Origin of the sequence: Pseudomonas sp. Sample_24, assembly GCF_004307605.1 — a bacterium.
Classification (GTDB): domain Bacteria; phylum Pseudomonadota; class Gammaproteobacteria; order Pseudomonadales; family Pseudomonadaceae; genus Aquipseudomonas.
The window spans coordinates 1-18553 of the sequence record NZ_RCNW01000402.1 but is presented as its reverse complement, the minus strand read 5'-3'; the positions used below and the strand labels follow the sequence as shown (position 1 = coordinate 18553).

Annotated in this window: 16 protein-coding genes, 1 tRNA gene and 1 pseudogene; 10 read left to right on the top strand and 8 right to left on the bottom strand. The window is 59.7% G+C overall.

Annotation, left to right across the window (positions count from 1 at the left end):
- The 3 genes from D8V06_RS30620 to rimI all read left to right on the top strand — a co-directional run.
- Nucleotides 1-199 (top strand): hypothetical protein (locus tag D8V06_RS30620; protein ID WP_206663068.1); only part of this gene is annotated, 199 nt, incomplete at its 5' end.
- A gap of 76 nt (nt 200-275) precedes the next feature.
- Nucleotides 276-1022, top strand: coding sequence for an energy transducer TonB (locus D8V06_RS23365; RefSeq protein ID WP_130931904.1), 747 nt, complete (start codon nt 276-278; stop codon nt 1020-1022).
- The gene (rimI, locus tag D8V06_RS23360) at nt 1015-1467 is read left to right on the top strand and encodes a ribosomal protein S18-alanine N-acetyltransferase (protein ID WP_056853291.1); all 453 of its coding nucleotides are present in this window, start codon (nt 1015-1017) and stop codon (nt 1465-1467) included. The genes D8V06_RS23365 and rimI overlap by 8 nt, the downstream gene beginning before the upstream one ends.
- Before the next feature lie 121 nt (nt 1468-1588).
- On the opposite strand, the gene D8V06_RS23350 is transcribed toward rimI, so the two are convergent.
- Nucleotides 1589-1993, bottom strand: coding sequence for a serine kinase/phosphatase (locus D8V06_RS23350; RefSeq protein WP_130931903.1), 405 nt, complete (start codon nt 1991-1993; stop codon nt 1589-1591).
- Nucleotides 1994-2161: 168 nt separating this feature from the next.
- On the opposite strand from D8V06_RS23350, the gene can reads away from it, so the two are divergent.
- Complete coding sequence (gene can / locus D8V06_RS23345; protein ID WP_056853289.1) at nt 2162-2806, top strand: carbonate dehydratase; 645 nt, start codon at nt 2162-2164, stop codon at nt 2804-2806.
- Nucleotides 2807-2883: 77 nt separating this feature from the next.
- On the opposite strand, the gene D8V06_RS23340 is transcribed toward can, so the two are convergent.
- From D8V06_RS23340 to D8V06_RS23330, 3 genes are all read right to left on the bottom strand, one after another.
- Nucleotides 2884-4056 (bottom strand): hypothetical protein, encoded by a 1173-nt coding sequence (locus D8V06_RS23340; protein ID WP_056853288.1) that lies wholly within the window; start codon nt 4054-4056, stop codon nt 2884-2886.
- A gap of 148 nt (nt 4057-4204) precedes the next feature.
- Complete coding sequence (locus D8V06_RS23335) at nt 4205-4525, bottom strand: hypothetical protein (RefSeq protein ID WP_056853287.1); 321 nt, start codon at nt 4523-4525, stop codon at nt 4205-4207.
- 218 nt (nt 4526-4743) lie between these two features.
- Nucleotides 4744-6162, bottom strand: coding sequence for a TIGR00366 family protein (locus D8V06_RS23330; protein WP_056853286.1), 1419 nt, complete (start codon nt 6160-6162; stop codon nt 4744-4746).
- Between the two features lie 200 nt (nt 6163-6362).
- Between D8V06_RS23330 and D8V06_RS23325 the strand changes: the two genes are divergently transcribed.
- From D8V06_RS23325 to ddlA, 4 genes and pseudogenes are all read left to right on the top strand, one after another.
- Nucleotides 6363-7676 (top strand): MFS transporter, encoded by a 1314-nt coding sequence (locus D8V06_RS23325; protein WP_130931902.1) that lies wholly within the window; start codon nt 6363-6365, stop codon nt 7674-7676.
- Between the two features lie 127 nt (nt 7677-7803).
- Nucleotides 7804-9120, top strand: coding sequence for a PAS domain-containing methyl-accepting chemotaxis protein (locus D8V06_RS23320; RefSeq protein ID WP_130931901.1), 1317 nt, complete (start codon nt 7804-7806; stop codon nt 9118-9120).
- A gap of 137 nt (nt 9121-9257) precedes the next feature.
- Nucleotides 9258-9413: pseudogene (locus tag D8V06_RS23315) on the top strand (flavin reductase); the annotation flags it as partial.
- 46 nt (nt 9414-9459) lie between these two features.
- Nucleotides 9460-10554, top strand: coding sequence for a D-alanine--D-alanine ligase (gene ddlA, locus D8V06_RS23310; RefSeq protein WP_130931900.1), 1095 nt, complete (start codon nt 9460-9462; stop codon nt 10552-10554).
- Between the two features lie 119 nt (nt 10555-10673).
- Here the strand turns inward: ddlA and ggt are convergent, their stop codons facing one another.
- Nucleotides 10674-12506, bottom strand: a complete 1833-nt coding sequence (gene ggt / locus D8V06_RS23305) for a gamma-glutamyltransferase (protein WP_130931899.1) — start codon at nt 12504-12506, stop codon at nt 10674-10676.
- Between the two features lie 166 nt (nt 12507-12672).
- Between ggt and D8V06_RS23300 the strand changes: the two genes are divergently transcribed.
- On the top strand, nt 12673-13782 hold the full coding sequence (locus D8V06_RS23300; protein WP_130907731.1) for a DUF2817 domain-containing protein: 1110 nt from the start codon (nt 12673-12675) through the stop codon (nt 13780-13782).
- 98 nt (nt 13783-13880) lie between these two features.
- On the opposite strand, the gene D8V06_RS23295 is transcribed toward D8V06_RS23300, so the two are convergent.
- Nucleotides 13881-13957: transfer RNA gene (locus D8V06_RS23295), tRNA-Met, on the bottom strand.
- Nucleotides 13958-14073: 116 nt separating this feature from the next.
- A complete protein-coding gene (locus D8V06_RS23290) occupies nt 14074-16131 on the bottom strand; it encodes a methyl-accepting chemotaxis protein (protein ID WP_130931898.1) in 2058 nt (685 codons plus the stop codon).
- 332 nt (nt 16132-16463) lie between these two features.
- On the opposite strand from D8V06_RS23290, the gene D8V06_RS23285 reads away from it, so the two are divergent.
- Nucleotides 16464-17681, top strand: a complete 1218-nt coding sequence (locus tag D8V06_RS23285; RefSeq protein WP_056853279.1) for an MFS transporter — start codon at nt 16464-16466, stop codon at nt 17679-17681.
- Between the two features lie 162 nt (nt 17682-17843).
- Here the strand turns inward: D8V06_RS23285 and D8V06_RS23280 are convergent.
- Nucleotides 17844-18553: DUF933 domain-containing protein (locus D8V06_RS23280; protein WP_130931897.1), on the bottom strand; the 710-nt coding region annotated here is incomplete at its 5' end.

Genomic DNA, 18553 nt, shown 5'->3' with positions numbered 1-18553 from the left:
GTTCAGCGAGGGCGCGCAAGACGCGCTTGGGTTCGATCATCGGAATGGCCGGCTGTTGGCGATTAAAAGCCGCGATTGTACTGCATTGGGCGCGATGCGATTCACTCTCGGGACAGGCTGTCGCCTTTTTTCACTGGTGCAAAGACTATCGGTGCAGTCTGTCGATCAACTGCGGGCGATCTTGGGCGAAGGGCGGTAGAATCCCTCAACTTTAGTTATCCACAAGTGGCCGACCTTTGCTTATCGAGTCCCGCCGTCGCGCTTATTTGAACGCCATGCAGGTGGTCAACTGGCTGCCGCGCACCGAATTACCCTTTGCCGCCCCGTCGCGGCCCGAACTGCTGGAAATGCCCGAGCCGATGGTCGTCGCGCCTCTGGTACCGGCTGCCGTGGCTGAAGTGCCCGTGGCACCAGTGGTCAAACCGGCTGAACGGGTCAAGGTCGAGGTGCCACGGCCATCGCTTGCGAGCACGCGTACCGGTGCCGTAGCGGTGGAAGAGGCTGTAGAAGCGCCGCTCGTGGTCAAGGCACCGATTGTGCCGCCACCGCGCTTCGCCTTGCAGTTGCTGCGCGCCGGGCGTTGCCTGCTGCTGGTCGAGTTACCCACAGGCGAGGCGTTTCAGGCCCGCGACCCCGCTTATCTGCTGCTCAAGGACATGCTGCGCGCCGCCGGTCTGCCGGACAGCCCGCAGATTGTCGGTGAGCCAGTACGCTGGCCATTACTGGTGCGCGGCACGATGGATCAAGGTCCGGAAGCTGCGCGCGATTTTGTTCAGGGTTTTCTCTCGGCCCGGCTGGAAGATGCACCGTGCGTCTGTGTGTGGCTGATCGGCCTGCCCGCGGTGCGTTTCGCCGGTGAGGCGGATGCCGAGTCCTTCAACCGGGAACTGCAGATCGAAGGCCTGGGCTGCGCCTGGGCGGTGCCGGGCCTGGAATTATTAATGGAAGAGCCACAGCGTAAGGCTGATGTCTGGCAAGCCATGCGTCGGCTGATGGCGCGTTGGAAAGAATCGAATGAGTGACGCGGTATCGTTCCGCCCGATGATCGAGGCGGACCTGGAATCTGTTCTGAAGATTGAATACGCGGCCTACAGCCATCCCTGGACCCGCGGAATTTTTCTCGACGGGCTGGGCAAGTACCAGATCTGGCTGATGTTTGAAGGTCAGCAGCAGGTCGGCCACGGTGTGGTGCAGATCATCCTCGACGAGGCGCACCTGCTGAACATCACCGTCAAACCGGAAAATCAGGGCCGTGGCCTGGGTTTGACGTTGCTGGAGCATCTGATGTCGATTGCCTACAAGGCTGACGCTCGAGAATGTTTTCTGGAGGTGCGCGACAGCAATACCGCCGCGTTCAAATTGTACGAACGCTATGGCTTCAACGAAATCGGCCGTCGGCGGGATTACTACCCGGCGGTGGGCGGGCGTGAAGATGCAGTGGTGATGGCCTGTACGCTGGTGGACTGAATCACCATTGTGGCGAGGGAGCTTGCTCGCGCCGGGCCGCAAGGCGCTCCCTTGTGAGGCGGGCGGGCATCTGGCGACTGCTGCGCAGCCGAACGGAAGCAAGCTCCCTCGCCACAAAAAATCAGCGCTTGCGGTCCAGTGGATCGCGCTGCGCCATCTCCGCTTCATCCAGCCCGTCGCCACCGCCAATGTCGTCTTCATCGACGATGCTCAAGTCCCAATCAGCCTGATTACCGTTGCCGGCTTCATTGGCATCCCTGGCACCGTCTTCGCGGATCAAGGTTTCCGGGCTCAGGTCGTCGTCAGTGGGTTCGTGGTCGCCCGTCGAGGCGCCAGTCATGCCGGCTTCGCGCACGCGCTGGCGTGGCATCAGTTGCTCGCGCTCCTTGTCCGGCAACTCGTCACCGATTTTTGCGCTGGGTTCGTCATCATCGAAGTCCAGTTCGTTCATCGAACCCATGCGATCTTCGTTGTCATCGATGGGTTCCGGTTGCACTGCATCGTAAGGACGGCGTGATTCAGTCATGGTAATTCCTCATACTGTGGGCCTTACTAGGGTGGACCCATTGGGTTACCGAGAATTCCACCGGCATGGAGCCCTGCAGCAGGTAACTGGAGAACAACTGCATTTTGCGCGTGACCCCGACGGACGGTTGTCAGTCAAAACTGCGCACCATTCTTGAGGCTTCAAAGCATGAACGAATTACAAGATCTGATTGATAACAACGAGCGCTGGGCTGACGCGATCACTAAAAAGGATCCTGACTTCTTCGCCAAGCTGGCTCGCCAACAGACTCCCGAGTTCCTGTGGATCGGCTGTTCCGACGCGCGGGTGCCGGCCAACGAAATCGTCGGCATGCTGCCGGGCGATCTATTCGTCCACCGTAATGTGGCCAACGTGGTGCTGCACACCGACCTCAACTGTCTGTCGGTGATTCAGTACGCGGTCGATGTACTCAAGGTCAAACACATCCTGGTGACCGGCCACTATGGCTGCGGTGGCGTGCGCGCCTCGATGCAGGACCGTCAGTTCGGCCTGATCGACGGCTGGCTGCGCTCGATTCGTGATCTGTACTACGAAAAGCGTGAAGAACTGGCTGCGTTGGCGACTGAGGAAGAGCGGGTCGACCGTCTCTGCGAGCTGAACGTGATCCAGCAAGTGGCCAACGTCGGGCACACCAGCATTGTGCAAAATGCCTGGCATCGCGGGCAGAGCCTGTCGATTCACGGTTGCATCTATGGGATCAAGGACGGCCGCTGGAAAAGCCTGAACACCACCATCAGTGGTTTCGAGCAGCTGCCGCCGCAGTACCGCCTGCGCCCGTTCGAACCGCTGTAAACCGATCAGCGGCGGCGTTGCCGACGCCAGTGTGGCAAACATCTGGTCGTCGGCGCCGCCCGTGCGCTGACTTCCACTTACAGCGCTGGCGCGGGGATTGCCGTTGCCGGTGCTGGCGCCTTGAGTTGTTTGAGCTGGGCCTGGATCGTTGCCGACGCGCATTTGGCCACGGCTTGTTGAGGCGTCAGGTTGCGAATCGAGGTGTAGAACAGCTCACAGGTTTTATCTTTCTGGGCCACTTGCCACATTTGTGTGCAGCTTTTCAGCTCGACATCAGCATTGGTGTCCGACTCACGGCCCATAGTCGCTTGCCAACACGAAGCACTCAGATCCTGGCCCATGACTTTGAGCCCCGCCGCATCGGCCTTGGCCTTGGCATCGGTGCCCGTGTAATTCGCCGGGTCCGCGGCGTACCAAATGTAGCTCGGGTGATTAGCGCCTAGAACGGGGACTTTCACTCCATCGTTCGGGCTGATGTAGACCAGGCTCAACACATTCACCGTCGGACCGTATTGCTCCTTGACCCAGTTTCGCACCGGTGTGCCGAAGGCGACCATTGGCAGGGGCTCGCCGCTGGCGTTCAGGCTGATCTGTTTGACCATCGTGGCCTGGTAATCCTTGAAGTAGCCATAGACCCCCTCAAGGTCCTTGCCGGCGTTGGACGGTGCGGCAATCGGGGCGATATCGATGATTGTCTGGTAACCCGGCGTTTGTTCGGCAGGAACGCCGTTGACTGTCAGCAGCGTCGCCCAGCGATCAGTGGTGGCAGACCGCAGGTAATCCTGAGCCTGGGTCAGCGAATAGTCCGGCGGAAAGTGCAGCAGCTCGACGCTTCTGCGGTTTTCCAGCGCCATGCCCAGCGGCAGGAACAGATACCAGTTATACGCCCACTTGCCGTCGGCATTCAGTTTGCTGGCGCCGTTGTAGGCCAGGTCACCCGCGTCAAGCAGCGCGGCCAGGGGCTTTTCATAACGTTTGGGTACGCCAGTGATTTCGGCGTAAAGCTGAGCGTTGTCTGTTTTGACCAACACCTTCGCATCGCTGTAGCCATCGCGTTGTACGCTTTGAGTCAGATAGTGCTCGACGGTTTGCTCAAGCGTCCAGTTGCGAAAGCAGATCACGTTGCAGTTGTTGGGGTAGGCGAATAGGCGGGTAACGCGTTCGGTACTGCCCAGCTTCAGGTTGATATCGGCATGGGCTGTGGCACTCAAGGTGAGGGCTGCAAGAGTGAGGCTTGCGAGTTTCATCATGCTCAGATCCTTTTCAGCGTGGTCCCGTTACGGATACACGCATACTGGAGCAACGCAATGCCTCAGAAAAGTAGGCCTCGAGCATTTTTTCGAAGAAATACAGTTCAGCCCGCAACTTGTATTTGCGGGCTGGTTCCGGATCAGCCAATCACAGAAGGCGCAGCGCCAATTGGCTGCCGGCACGCAGGTATTCGACTTGTGCGACGACCGCGTCCTTGACGATCGCCTCTCCGGTGTCGGTCAGTGCGGCTTTTTTTGCATCGATAACGGCGGTTTGCAATAGCTGCATGGCGACATCCATTGCTTTCTGAAAGGCCGTCACATTGTTGTGCTGGCCAAACTCGCGAATGACCGCGTCCATACGGCGATCTGCATCGTCTCGCAGTGTCCTGTACTCAACTACCGAGACGTTGCCATCCTGGTAGATTTCATTGATCAACGCTTCCAGTGTTTTGGATATTGGTGTCATCGCTTCTTCCTTGAGTTTTGGGGTTTGATTCTCCGAGACAGGTTAATTCAACACTGCTGGCAGCAAGAGTCAGGACTTGCGCCTGTAATGAGTGTGATATCGCCACAGCTTTTGTAGGAAAGCGGCTTTCATTCTGTCGGGTTCGTTCGATTCACTAATCGACAGGCTTTCTGCCTGATCCCCGCGTGCTCATGCGGGACCAGGCAGAAAAAAGCTTTTTACGGCATTACCGGCGGCGTATACGCCAGTGTCGTGCCCAGCGCCCAGAGCAGTAACAGAACGAGTGGTGTGTGCACCAGCAATTGCACGAAGGAGAAGCCGATCAGATCCCGCGCCTTCAACCCGAGTACACCCAGCAACGGCAGCATGTAGAACGGGTTGATCAGGTTCGGCAGGGCTTCGGCGGCGTTGTAGATCTGCACCGCCCAGCCCAGGTGGTAGTTGAGGTCGTTGGCCACTTGCATCACGTACGGCGCTTCAATGATCCACTTGCCGCCGCCGGATGGAATGAAGAAGCCGAGAATCGCCGAATACACACCCATCAGCAGCGCATAAGTGTCATGGGACGCGATGCTGACGAAGAAGGTCGAGATGTGATGGGCCAGTGTCTGCGCATCGGCACCCTTGACCGTGGTCATCAGCGCGGCAATCGAACCGTACAGCGGGAACTGGATCAGCACGCCAGTGGTGGTCGGAACCGCACGGGACACGGCGTCGAGGAAGCTGCGCGGGCGCCAGTGCAGCAATGCACCGAGCATGATGAACAGGAAGTTGTAGGTGTTCAGCCCGGAAATCGCACTGATCGCCGGTTTGGTCGAGAACTCATGGAACAGCCATCCAGCGGCCAGGAGCACCAGCAAAATGGTCAGCAATGGGCTGTGCTCCAGCCATTCGCCAGGACGCGTGCGTGGTTGCAGCGGTGGCAAATTGAAACTCGGGTCGACGCCGCAGGCCTCGGCGTCGCGAGCGGTGTTCGGACCCGGCGCGGTGGCGTAGGCAATGATCAGCGAAATAACGATCAGCGCCAGCAGCATCACGCCTGACTGCCACAGGAAGATGGTTTGGGTGAACGGAATCACTCCGGTGATCGACAGAATCGACGGTGGCAGGCTCGCCGGGTTGGCCTGCAATTGTGCTGCGGACGACGACAGGCCCAAGGCCCACACCGCGCCAAGCCCCAGATACGCGGCGGCACCTGCAGCGCGATAGTCCATTTTCAGATCGGTGCGACGGGCGAGGGCACGCACCAGCAAACCGCCGAAAACCAGCGACAACCCCCAGTTCAACAGCGACGCGACCATAGAGATCAGCGCCACCCATGCCACCGCGGAGCGGCCGTTTTTCGGCAACTTCGCCAGGCGGTCGATCAACTTCACGGCCGGTGGCGAGCTGGCGACCACATAACCGCCGATCACCACGAAAGCCATCTGCATGGTGAAAGGGATCAGACTCCAGAAACCGTCACCGAAGGCCATGGCGGCGTCCGTAGGTTTGGCACCCATGGCCATGGTGGCCACCGCCACGATAATCACCGCCAGGGCGGCAAACACCCAGGAGTCGGGGAACCAGCGTTCGGCAAAACTTGAACAGCGCAGGGCGAAGCGGGCGGAGCGGGTATCTTCGATATCAGCGGCCACGGGAATACCTCGAATTTTTATGTTTGTAGTGGTCTTCAGGGCGTCAGACGCCCGTCTGGACAGACCTCAACATTAATTCAACCACTGTTTTTTTGCGGCGCTGTTTTGTGGCTATGGGACTTTGGTCTAACGGGTTGTCCGCTGGCGCGTTTGCGTAGACCATGGGCGCCTTGATTTATGCCTGTGCCAGAGTTCTTTTCATGACTGCCAACACTGATTCACGCCCGGCGCCGTTCAGCCGCTCGGACTACAAGACCCTGGGGCTCGCAGCGCTCGGCGGGGCGCTGGAAATCTACGACTTCATCATTTTCGTATTTTTCGCGCTGACGTTGAGTCAGCTGTTCTTTCCACCGGAAATGCCTGAGTGGCTGCGCCTGCTGCAAAGTTTCGGCATCTTTGTCACCGGTTATCTGGCGCGGCCGCTGGGTGGCATCCTGATGGCGCATTTTGCCGACCGGTTGGGACGCAAGAAGGTCTTCAGCCTGAGCATCCTGATGATGGCGCTGCCGTGCCTGCTGATCGGGATCATGCCGACCTATGCGCAAATCGGTTACTTCGCACCACTGCTGCTGTTGGCCCTGCGGGTTCTCCAGGGCGCGGCGGTGGGCGGTGAGGTGCCGAGCGCGTGGGTGTTTGTCGCCGAGCACGCGCCGGTCGGCCATCGGGGCTATGCCTTGGGTTTTTTGCAGGCGGGGCTGACCTTTGGCTATCTGCTTGGCGCTTTGACGGCGACGTTCCTCGCGCAGGCGTTTACGCCGGCAGAGATCCTCGACTTCGCCTGGCGTTACCCATTCCTGCTGGGTGGCGTGTTCGGCGTGATCGGTGTCTGGTTGCGTCGCTGGCTCAGCGAAACCCCGGTGTTCATGGCTATGCAGACTCGGCGCGAAGAGGCTGTCGAGCTGCCGTTGCGGGCGGTCCTGCGTGAACATCGGCTGGCCATGCTGCCGGCGATGATCCTCACCTGCGTGCTGACTTCGGCAGTGGTGGTGTTCGTGGTCATCACCCCGACCATGATGCAGAAAACCTTCGGCATGACCGCCAGTCATACGTTCGCCTTGAGCGCATTGGGCATCGTCTTTCTGAACATCGGATGCGTGCTTGCCGGTTGGCTGGTCGACCGCATTGGCGCCTGGCGTACGGTGATGTTGTACAGCCTGCTGCTGCCGCTGGGCATCGGCGTGCTCTATGGCTGCCTGATCAGCGGTGGTGATTGGATCGGTCTGGCCTACGCTGTGGCGGGGCTCGGGTGCGGGGTGGTCGGCGCGGTGCCCTCGGTCATGGTCAGCCTGTTTCCAGCGCGGGTTCGTGTCTCGGGCATTTCCTTTACCTACAACATTGCCTACGCCGTCTGGGCAAGTATCACCCCATTGTTGTTGATCGGTCTGATGCCGTGGAGCCCATGGATCTGCGTGATTTTCTGTGCAGTGATGGGCGCGGTGGGGGGGGGCAGCGCAGCGTACTTCGGTGCGCGTATGCCCGGCGTTGGACATTGTCCGGCGCCCGGCACTGCCTGACTGACAAGCTTGCCCACGTGTGGCAACTATTTTTGTAGGACAAAACTCAAACGCTCTTCAGAAAAGACCTGCAAGGCCGATGGCTAGGCTGCATATCGCTTTCTATCCAGTCCATCGGTGCATCCCCATGTTCAATAAACGCTTGAAGCAGGAGCTGTCGGCTCTTCGTGAAGAACTCTCCAGCCTTCAGCAAGTGAAGGAAAGTCTGGAAAGCGAGATGCTGGTGCTGACCCTTGATACGGATGGCCGGGTGCAGTCGGTCAATCAGAATTTCCTGAGCGAGATGCACTACAAAAGCAACGAGCTGATCGGCCGGCACATCGACGACATCGCCCCGGAGCATGTGAAGAACGACGAATTCCAACGGCGTTTCAATAACGCCCTGACCCGCGGCGAACACTTTGCCGGCACCGTGCGTTTGTTGCGTGGAAACGGGCAGGAAGCGTGGCTGCGTTCGATCTTTCAGCCGGTTCGCTCGGCTGACGGTCGGATCAGGCACTTTTCGATTTTCTCCAGCGACCTGACCCGCACCATCGAGGCCTCCCGCGAACATGAAAACCTGATCGGCGCGCTGGTGCGCTCGACGGCGGTGATCGAGTTCGACCTCAATGGCAACGTATTGAGCGCCAATGACCGGTTTCTCTCGGGCATGGGTTACAGCCTGGCGCAGATCAAAGGTAAACATCACCGTACTTTTTGCCTGCCGGACGAGTACAACAGCGCCGAATACCAGAACTTCTGGCGCCGCTTGAATGCAGGTGAGTACGTCACAGGTCGATTCAAGCGTATCGACAGCCATGGTCGTACAGTCTGGCTGGAAGCGTCCTACAACCCGGTGATCGATGCCAACAACAAGCTCTACAAAGTGGTGAAGTTCGCCACGGTCATTACCGATCAGGTCAATCAGGAGCAAGCGGTCGCCGAAGCGGCGAACATCGCTTACAGCACGTCGCAGCAAACCGACCAGAGTGCACAACGCGGCACGGCCGTGGTGACGCAAGCGGTGGATGTGATGCGCGACCTCGCCAAACACATGCAAACCGCCGGCGATGGCATCGAAGCCCTGAACGAGCAGTCGCTGGTGATTGGCACAATCGTCAAAACCATCAGCGGTATTGCCGAACAGACCAACCTGCTGGCGCTCAACGCCGCTATCGAAGCCGCCCGGGCCGGTGAGCAGGGACGAGGGTTTGCCGTGGTGGCGGACGAAGTCCGGCAATTGGCTTCGCGCACCAGCCAGGCCACCGATGAAATCGTGTTGGTGGTGCGTCAGAACCAGGACATGGCGCGCAACGCTGTGGCGCTGATGACCGATAGCAAACTGCAGGCCGAACAGGGGCTGGCGCTGGCAGCGGAAGCGGGGACGGTGATTGTCGAGATCCAGGACGGTGCGCAGAAGGTGGTCAATGCAGTGGGGCAGTTTGCCAATCAGCTGTCGTCATAAGATCTGCGCGATGTGACGTACGTGAAAAGATCGCTTCGGCGATCTTTTCATTTCCGGGATTTTACCTCGCTACAATCGGCTCTTTCCCCAGCAGCAGACATCCATGAACGCTTCCCACCGCTGTCCGGCCCCTTTGGGCTGAAGTGATTGCCGCCCAGGCCGACGAGCGTGTGTTCAGTGACGGCCGTTGGCACTTTGAAGGCCACGATGCGTTGCGCACCTTGCGCCACGTCGCCGGTGGGCACTTTTTGACGATTGGCGAGCCAGTGGACGGCAAGCTTTTGCAGTCGTAAGGTGCGGCAACGCGAGTCGTAAGCACATTCACTTCGAGACCAGGCAATGAGCAAACTGCGTGTAGGGATTATTTTTGGTGGTCGTTCGGCCGAGCATGAAGTGTCGCTGCAATCGGCGAAGAATATCGTCGATGCCTTGGACCGTTCGCGCTTCGAACCGGTGCTCATCGGCATCGACAAACAAGGGCATTGGCATCTCAACGACCCTTCGAATTTTCTGCTGAACCAGGAAAATCCGGCGCTGATTGCCCTCAATCAGTCCAACCGGGAGCTGGCGGTGGTGCCCGGCAAAGCCAGCCAGCAGTTGGTGGAAACCTCCAATCAGGAACTACTGGGGCATGTCGACGTGATCTTTCCGATCGTCCACGGCACGCTCGGTGAAGACGGTTGCCTGCAAGGCCTGCTGCGCATGGCTGATTTGCCGTTTGTGGGTTCCGATGTACTCGGTTCGGCGGTGTGCATGGACAAGGACATCAGCAAGCGCCTGCTGCGTGATGCGGGCCTGGCGGTCACACCGTTCGTGACCCTGACCCGCACGACTGCCGCCCGCAGCGGTTTCGCGCAAGTATCGACAAAGCTGGGTCTGCCGCTGTTCGTCAAACCGGCGAACCAGGGGTCTTCCGTAGGCGTGAGCAAAGTGACCAGCGAAGCCGAGTATGTGGCGGCAGTCGAGCTGGCGCTGGGCTTTGACGACAAGGTGCTGGTCGAGTCGGCTGTCAGCGGTCGCGAAATCGAATGCGCGGTGCTTGGCAACGAACAGGCAATCGCCAGCGGTTGTGGCGAGATCGTGGTGCGCGACGGGTTTTATTCCTACGACAGCAAATACATCGACGACACGGCCGCGCAAGTGGTGGTCCCGGCCGATATCAGCGTCGAGGCCAGCGAGCGCATTCGGGCCATGGCGGTCGAGGCTTTTCATGTGCTCGGATGTTCCGGGCTGGCGCGGGTCGATGTATTCCTGACCGACAGCGAAGAAGTGCTGATCAACGAAATCAACTCGCTGCCCGGTTTCACCCGTATCAGCATGTACCCGAAACTCTGGCAAGCCGCGGGCATGACCTACAGCGAACTGGTTACGCGGTTGATTGAACTGGCGATGGAAAAGCATCAGGCGCGACGGGCGTTGAAAATCAGTCGTTGAAAGCGCCTGGACTATAACGTCACCCGCACATCATTTTGGCTATGCCGGCCTGATGTCTGAATACTCTTGGAAAGGGCCTACCACCCGGTAAGCCCTCTTCCATTGCCACATCGTCGCATTTAATCCCCCAACGCTTCACCCTCGCGCCGAGGGTCTGCGCCGCCGGCCAATGATGCTTTGCCTTGCGCATCCTTGACCCGAACCACGGCCTGAGTGCCGCTGGTCATGTCTATCTCATTCACGTTGTGGCCTTTGTCCTTCAGCGTCTGGATCAGCATGGGGCTGAATTGTCCGCGTTCCAGTTCGGTCGGGCCGTTGCGGCTGCCGAAGTTGGGCAGGTTGATGGCTGTTTGCGGGTCGAGGTTCCAATCGAGCAGGCCGATAGTGGATTTGGCGACGTATTCGATGATCTGCGAGCCACCGGGGGAGCCGATGCTGGCGAGGAATTCGCCGTTCTGACGATCGAAGATCAACGTCGGGGCCATGGAGGAGCGGGGGCGTTTGCCCGGTTCGACGCGGTTGGCGACCTTCTGCCCATTTTCCTCGGGGATGAATGAGAAGTCGGTCATTTCGTTATTGAGCAGAAAGCCCTGAACCATCACATGCGAGCCGAATGCCGATTCGATGGTGGTGGTCATCGAGACCGCGCCGCCCTGATCATCGACGGCGACGATTTGCGAGGTGGAAATGCGCAAAGGCGAGCGGTCCGGCGCATAGGCGACCTGAATGCCCGGCGGTGTGCCCGGTTTGGCGGTGCCCATGCTGCGATCGCCGATCATGGCGGCTCGGCTGGCCAGGTAAGCCGGGTCGATCAGGCCTTTGACAGGCACCGGCACATAATCTGTGTCGGCCACGTATTGCGCGCGGTCGGCATAGGCCAGGCGCTCGGCTTCCGAGATCAGGTGCACGGCTTCAGGGGACGGTTCGATGCCGGCAGGGGCGCTGGTTTTCAGCGGTTTCATCGCGGCGAGTGCGAAGCGCTGATCGCGAGCCTCCAGGGCTTGCAACGTGCCGAGGATCTGCGCCACGGCAATTCCGCCCGATGACGGCGGCGGCATGCCGCACACCTGCCAGCGTTTGTAATCGCTACACAGGGGCGCGCGCTCCTTGGCGTTGTAGTTGGCCAGATCGACCAGTGACAGGCTGCCGGGATTGGCATGACCTTGGACCTTGGCCACGATTTCCTGCGCAACAGCGCCTTTGTACAACGCGTCCGGTCCTTCCTTGGCGATACGTTGGAACAACGCTGCCAACGGCGGATTTTTAAGCAGGGTGCCACTGGCTTTCGGGCTGCCGTCGGCATTGCGAAAGTAAGCCATCATCTCGGGGGAGCGAGCCATGGACGAGTCCGAGGCGATCAGCCCGTGCAGCCGTGGCGAGATGGCAAAACCTTGCTCGGCCAATTCGATCGCCGGTTCGAACAGTTGCGCCCATGGCAGGCGACCGTGTTTGCGATGGGCCAGTTCAAGCGCACGCAACACGCCCGGCGTGCCAACCGAGCGGCCGCCAATCTGTGCCTGGGTGAAGGGCATGGGTTGGCCATCGGCCTGCAGGAAAAGCTTCTCGGTGGCGCCAGCCGGTGCGGTTTCGCGGCCGTCGTAGGTGCGCACGGTTTTACCATCCCACAACACAATCAAGGCGCCACCGCCGATGCCTGACGATTGCGGTTCGACCAGCGTCAATACCGCTTGCATCGCAATCGCGGCATCGATGGCCGAACCACCGCGACGCAGCATCTCGCGCCCGGCTTCGGCGGCCAGCGGGTTGGCGGCGGCTGCCATGTGTTTCGAGGCGTGGCGGGTCTGTAGATCGGTGCGATAACCGGAAGCGCTTTCCGGTGCGAGCGGCAGTGTCGGTACCGATGCGTTGTTGCAGGCGCCGAGGGCTATCGCGGCGGTGATCAGCGCAATGGCTGACACTCGATGACGGTTCAAGTGCAAAGCTGAGAACACGTGGGGCACTCCATCCGTGAGATAAACGTTCCGGCGACTTTATCTACCGTCTTGCGGTGACGCAAACCGGCTCTCGCTGCAAAGATTGCATTGTGCTTCATCATCGGGCGGATTTTCTGTAGGGTCATTGCCAACAGGCAGGTCAGAAAACCAACTAGAGGCAGACATGCAGACCGAGTTTCCAACGCAGCCAAGTTACCGAGCTCAGCGCGAACAGTTTCTGGCAGCGGCCAGCGCGGCGGGTGCGACGCTGAGCGAGTACGCTCATCCGCTCAGAGGGCCGTTCGGTGAACCGCTGGCGACTGACGTGGCGGTGCTGGGGGATCCAGGTGCCAAGCGATTGTTGATCGCGTTGAGCGGCACCCATGGCGTGGAAGGCTTTTACGGTTCGAGTTGCCAGATCAAGTGGCTGCAGGAACTTGGCAAGCGCTCATTGCCGGCGGATGTGGCTGTGGTGATGATCCATGTAATCAACCCTTGGGGCATGGCGTGGCTGCGGCGGGTCAACGAAGACAATATCGACCTGAACCGCAATCACCTGAACTTCCAGCGCCCACTGCCGGACAACCAGGCTTACAACGCGCTGCATGACATCTATGCCTGCACGCAGTTGCGAGGCCCCGAGCGGGAGCGGGCCGATGCGTTGCTCGATGAACAGATTGCGCGACACGGCTGGCCAGCGGTGATGTCAATCGTCGAAGGTGGACAGCATGCTCACCCCGATGGCCTGTTTTATGGCGGGCTGGTGCCGAGCTGGTCGAATCGCACGTTGCACCGGATCATGCAAAAGCACATGAGCCATGCCGAGGTTGCCATGTGTTTCGATCTGCACACCGGCGCCGGTGAGTACGGGCATCCGATGTTATTGACCATAACCGAGTCTGCCTATCCGGCGCTGGCGGATGCGCAGGCGATCTATGGGCCGTGGCTCTACAGTTTGCAAACCGGCGCCGACACCTTGAGCGAAACCGGTGTGGCCGCAACGGCCACCGGCTATACCTCGCAGGCGTTGCTCGATGCGTTGCCGCAGGTGCGGTTGATGCCGTTTGTCATTGAGTGCGGGACGTATCCGGGCCCGGACGTGCATCGCCATCTGCGTGATGATCATTGGCTGCATCTGCATGGCAATCCAGGTGATGCGACAGGGCGCGAGATCAAGCTGAATCTGCTGGAGCAGTTTTATCCTGCCGACAACGATTGGCAGGCGATGGTCTGGTTGCGGACCTGGCAGATCTGGGAGCGAGCGCTGTCTGCATTGCCGACGGTTCGAACCTGATCGACGAGCGCAGCGGTTGAGGATCTCCTGTCACCGCGGCGCAGTTTTCTCGAGGCATAAAAAAACGGCCTACCTTGCGGTAAGCCGTTTTTAGTACTTGGTGGCTACACAGGGACTTGAACCCCGGACCCCAGCATTATGAATGCTATGCTCTAACCAACTGAGCTATGTAGCCAAGTGGCGCGCATTATTCACCGGTAACGGGGATGCGTCAAGCACAAATCTAAAATATTTCTCTACGCTTTCAACCGCTTATCCTCCTGAGCCGAAAAAAACACTCGGGGGAGGGCATCAATTGAGCTGAAACCTGCCGGTATTGGCACTCAATGCCTTGCTGCCATGGCTCAATGTGTCGGCTGCGTGGTTTACCGCACGGGCACCTTCGAGTAAACGCACCGCGGCCTGATCGACCTGTTGGATGTTGCCGCTGACCTCGTCGGCGGTGCTGGCCTGTTCCTCCACGGCTGTCGCAATCTGCGCCAGGGTGTCGGTGACGCCCTGTACTGCACTGGCAATTTCCCCCAGACGCTCGCCCAGGCCCGTGACGGCCAGGGCGTCGGATTGCGCCTGGCCACACGCCGCTTCCATCAGGCTGACGGCTTCGTTCACCGTGCTGCGCAAACTGTCGACCGTACCGGCGATCTGCGCGGTCGAGGACTGCGTGCGTTGCGACAGGCTGCGCACTTCGTCGGCCACCACTGCAAAACCACGGCCCTGCTCGCCGGCACGGGCGGCCTCGATGGCGGCGTTGAGCGCCAACAGGTTGGTCTGCTCGGCGACGCCGCGAATGGTGTCGACCACCAACTGGATCTGCTGCCCTTGTTCACTGACCCGACCCAGCGCCGCAGCGGTGTCGTTCAGACGCTGATTGAGCGCCTGAATACTTGCCGTAGTACGCAGGCTGTCCCGACTGCTGTCGGCAGCAATGCGCTGAGTCTGCTGAGCGCTGCCAGAAGCCTGCTCGCAACTGTGGGCCACCCCTTGAGAGGTCGCGGCCAATTGCGTGGCCGCAGCGGCTATCTGACTGATCTGCAACTGTTGGGCTTCGACCTCGCCCAGCGCATCGCTGGAATGGTGGTTGAGGGTTTGCACGGCGTTGCTCAATTGCAGGGTTTCGTGATCCACACCGAGCAAACTGGTGCGCAACTGCACCACGGCAACATTCAGCGCGGTGCTGATGGCCGCCAATTCGTCCCGACCTTGAACCGGCGCTTGCAGGCTCAGGTTGCCGTCGCGCAGGGCTTCGGCGAGCAGGGTGATACCGCTGGCGCTACGGCGGATCGACGCCTGCAAACAAATGAACAGGTACAAAGCCGCCAGCAAGAGGCAGCCAAACACGCTCGCCACCACGATGAACTGACGGATCGCCGAGTCGTGGTAGTAATCAAGACGCTGGTCCAGCGATTCCAGCGATTGCTGGCGCAACGCCGCGAGGTTGGCGAGCAGGGCGTCCAGGCTGCGCTCAAAGTCTTCGGGCTTGAGGTTGATGCTGCCGCCGAACACGCCGTCATCGAGGACTTTCAACCCTGAATCGAGGTGCTTGAGGCTGTCATGGTACTGATCGGCCCAGGTTCGCAGGGCGCTGGGCAAGCGGGCTTCTAGCACCCCCGCCGTTTTTGCCAATTGCTCCCTGGCATCTCCAATGCGGCTGCGCAGATCACGTAATTGCAGGCGACTTTGCAAGGTGAACTGCCCGGACACCACGGATGCCTGGCCCACGGCGGCCAGGCGACCGACGCGTTCGATCAGGTCCGGTGCGTGCTGGGTGGAAATCTGTGTCAGCAGGTACGTTTCCAGCCAGGGTGCGAGTGTCAGGCGATTGTCCATGGCGATTTGCTCGCGCAACGCTTGCAGCGCACTCAAGGCGTTGGTGAAGCGATCGTAACCGTCCGGCCACCAACCGACGCTGCTGAGGCTTTTCGAGTCGAGGCCGTTGAGCGCCGACTGCAGGGTTTGAAAACGCGTCAAGGTTTCATCCTTGGCCTGGTCTTTTTGCAGCGTTGCACCAAGGTCAGAAGCGGCCTGAGTGACGGCGGGCTGGACCGCGTCGAAGGCTGCCATGGCGGCCAGCGTTGCAGGCGTCGGTTGGCGATTGGTTTCCGTTGCGCGCCATCGGGCTGCACGATCACGTTGGGCGGAAAGCAGGTTGTCCAGCGCATCAAGGGCGAGAAGTTGACGAACCCCGGCACGTTCTCCTGAGATCAAATTCAGTTTGTCGCGATAATCCTGGCCGATCATCCACAGGCTGCCGGCCAATGGCAGGATGAACAGCAGAAACAACAGCTGGAACTTGCGCGCAAACCCGAAACGCCCCAGCAGCCCGATCCCCGGTGATAAAAAAGCCTGCATGCCCCGTGACTCCTTTGAACACCGCGCACCATTGGCGTGCGTCGTGACTCGTAAGACCACGACCGGTGCCCCTTAAAAGGCCTCGAAAGTTCACCATTGCCAGCTCTGTAGGCCGACTCTGTGGCGAAACTTCCCATTCTCGGCCCTCTTTGTAAGAGGGCCGCGTTGAAGCGGAACAGGAAGGCAAGATTCAGACCATGGCACAGCGCTATCACCTCTTTAGCGATGAAAAATTGAAGTAGTTAGCAGGCTAAGGGGATGGCGCTCCTGCACCGAAAAATGGCACATTGACGCAACTGTTCGTGTGCACCCTTCGTTGTCTGGAAACCCCCATGGCTATCAGCAATGCCCAGACCGGTTCCGTGCCGGCCTCCGCTCCTTCGCAAAGCAGTCCTCTGGTCATGCGCATCATCGGCGCAGTGGCGCTGGCGCACTTGATCAATGACCTGATTCAGTCGGTACTGCCGTCGATTTACCCGATGCTCAAGGCTAACTATGGCCTGACATTTACCCAGGTCGGGTTGATCACCCTGACGTTCCAACTGACGGCTTCGCTGTTGCAGCCGTGGGTCGGGTATCACACCGACCGCCATCCCAAGCCGTGGCTGTTGCCAGCGGGCACCGTGTGCACGTTGGTGGGGATTGTGATGATGTCGGTGGTCGGCAGCTTCCCGATGATCCTGCTGGCGGCGGCGCTGATCGGCATTGGCTCCTCGACCTTCCACCCGGAAGCTTCTCGCGTGGCACGACTGGCCTCGGGCGGACGCTTCGGGCTGGCGCAGTCGACTTTTCAAGTGGGCGGCAATGCGGGTTCGGCGTTCGGTCCGTTGCTGGCGGCGGCGATCATCATTCCCTACGGTCAGGGCAACGTGGCCTGGTTCGGGTTGTTCGCGGTATTTGCGTTGTTCGTGCTGTACCGGATCAGCCGCTGGTACGCCAATCACCTGAACCTGTTCAAGCTCAAGCAAGGCCAGGCTGCAACCCACGGGCTGTCCAAGGGAAGGGTGATCAGTGCGCTGGTGGTTCTCGGTTTGCTGGTGTTCTCCAAGTACTTTTATATGTCCAGCCTCACCAGTTATTTCACCTTCTACCTGATCGAAAAATTCGACCTTTCAGTGGCCAGTTCGCAGTTGCATCTGTTCCTGTTTCTCGGCGCGGTTGCAGCGGGGACGTTTTTCGGTGGGCCGATCGGTGACAAGATCGGGCGTAAGGCCGTGATCTGGTTCTCGATCCTTGGCGTGGCGCCGTTCACGTTGTTGCTGCCGCATGTCGACCTGTTCTGGACCAGTGTGCTCAGCGTGGTCATCGGCTTCATCCTGGCTTCGGCGTTCTCGGCCATCGTGGTGTATGCCCAGGAACTGGTGCCGGGCAATGTCGGAATGATTGCCGGGGTGTTCTTCGGTTTGATGTTCGGTTTCGGCGGGATCGGCGCGGCGTTGCTGGGGCATTTGGCAGATATTCACGGCATCGAGTACGTGTACTTCCTGTGTTCGTTCCTGCCGTTGCTGGGTGTGTTGGCGATTTTCTTGCCACGCACCAAAAAGGCCTGATCCCATGCCTATCCTGTAGGGGAGAGGCTTGCCCGCGAAGCTTTTAGCGGCATGGTGACGCCTTCGCGGGCAAGCCTCGCTCCTACGGGGTATGGGGTGTTGCCCGAATTTCAGGCACAAAAAAGCCGCGTTTCAAACGCGGCTTTTTCTTGGGTCGAGGTTTTACACGTTGAAGCGGAAGTGCATCACATCGCCGTCTTTGACGATGTAGTCCTTGCCTTCCAGGCGCCATTTACCGGCTTCCTTGGTACCGGCTTCGCCTTTGTACTGGATGAAGTCGTTGTAGGCGATCACTTCGGCGCGGATGAAGCCTTTTTCGAAGTCGGTGTGGATCACGCCAGCGGCTTGCGGTGCGGTGGCACCGACGCGCACGGTCCAGGCGCGGACTTCTTCGACACCGGCGGTGAAGTAGGTCTGCAGGTGCAGCATTTCGTAGCCGGCGCGGATCACACGGTTCAGACCTGGTTCTTCGAGGCCCAGGGCTTCGAGGAACATGTCTTTCTCTTCGCCGTCGTCGAGTTCGGCGATTTCCGCTTCGATCTTGTTGCAGACCGGAACGACCATGGCACCTTCTTCTTCGGCGATGGCCTTGACCACGTCCAGGTGCGGGTTGTTCTCGAAACCGTCTTCAGCGACGTTGGCGATATACATGACCGGCTTGGTGGTCAGCAGGTGGAAGCCCTTGATCACCGCTTTTTCATCGGTGCTCATGGTCTTCATCAGGCTGCGCGCCGGCTTGCCGAGGGTGAAGTGAGCGATCAATTGCTCCAGCAGGCCCTTCTGAACCACGGCATCCTTGTCGCCGCCCTTGGCGTTACGCGCGACTTTCTGCAGTTGCTTCTCGCAGCTGTCGAGGTCGGCGAAGATCAGTT

Coding starts and splice junctions, on each gene's coding strand:
- D8V06_RS23365 (WP_130931904.1), top strand. CDS start 276: ATGCAGGTGGTCAACTGGCTGCCGCGCACCGAATTACCCTTTGCCGCC.
- rimI (WP_056853291.1), top strand. CDS start 1,015: ATGAGTGACGCGGTATCGTTCCGCCCGATGATCGAGGCGGACCTGGAA.
- D8V06_RS23350 (WP_130931903.1), bottom strand. CDS start 1,993: ATGACTGAATCACGCCGTCCTTACGATGCAGTGCAACCGGAACCCATC.
- can (WP_056853289.1), top strand. CDS start 2,162: ATGAACGAATTACAAGATCTGATTGATAACAACGAGCGCTGGGCTGAC.
- D8V06_RS23340 (WP_056853288.1), bottom strand. CDS start 4,056: ATGATGAAACTCGCAAGCCTCACTCTTGCAGCCCTCACCTTGAGTGCC.
- D8V06_RS23335 (WP_056853287.1), bottom strand. CDS start 4,525: ATGACACCAATATCCAAAACACTGGAAGCGTTGATCAATGAAATCTAC.
- D8V06_RS23325 (WP_130931902.1), top strand. CDS start 6,363: ATGACTGCCAACACTGATTCACGCCCGGCGCCGTTCAGCCGCTCGGAC.
- D8V06_RS23320 (WP_130931901.1), top strand. CDS start 7,804: ATGTTCAATAAACGCTTGAAGCAGGAGCTGTCGGCTCTTCGTGAAGAA.
- ddlA (WP_130931900.1), top strand. CDS start 9,460: ATGAGCAAACTGCGTGTAGGGATTATTTTTGGTGGTCGTTCGGCCGAG.
- D8V06_RS23300 (WP_130907731.1), top strand. CDS start 12,673: ATGCAGACCGAGTTTCCAACGCAGCCAAGTTACCGAGCTCAGCGCGAA.
- D8V06_RS23290 (WP_130931898.1), bottom strand. CDS start 16,131: ATGCAGGCTTTTTTATCACCGGGGATCGGGCTGCTGGGGCGTTTCGGG.
- D8V06_RS23285 (WP_056853279.1), top strand. CDS start 16,464: ATGGCTATCAGCAATGCCCAGACCGGTTCCGTGCCGGCCTCCGCTCCT.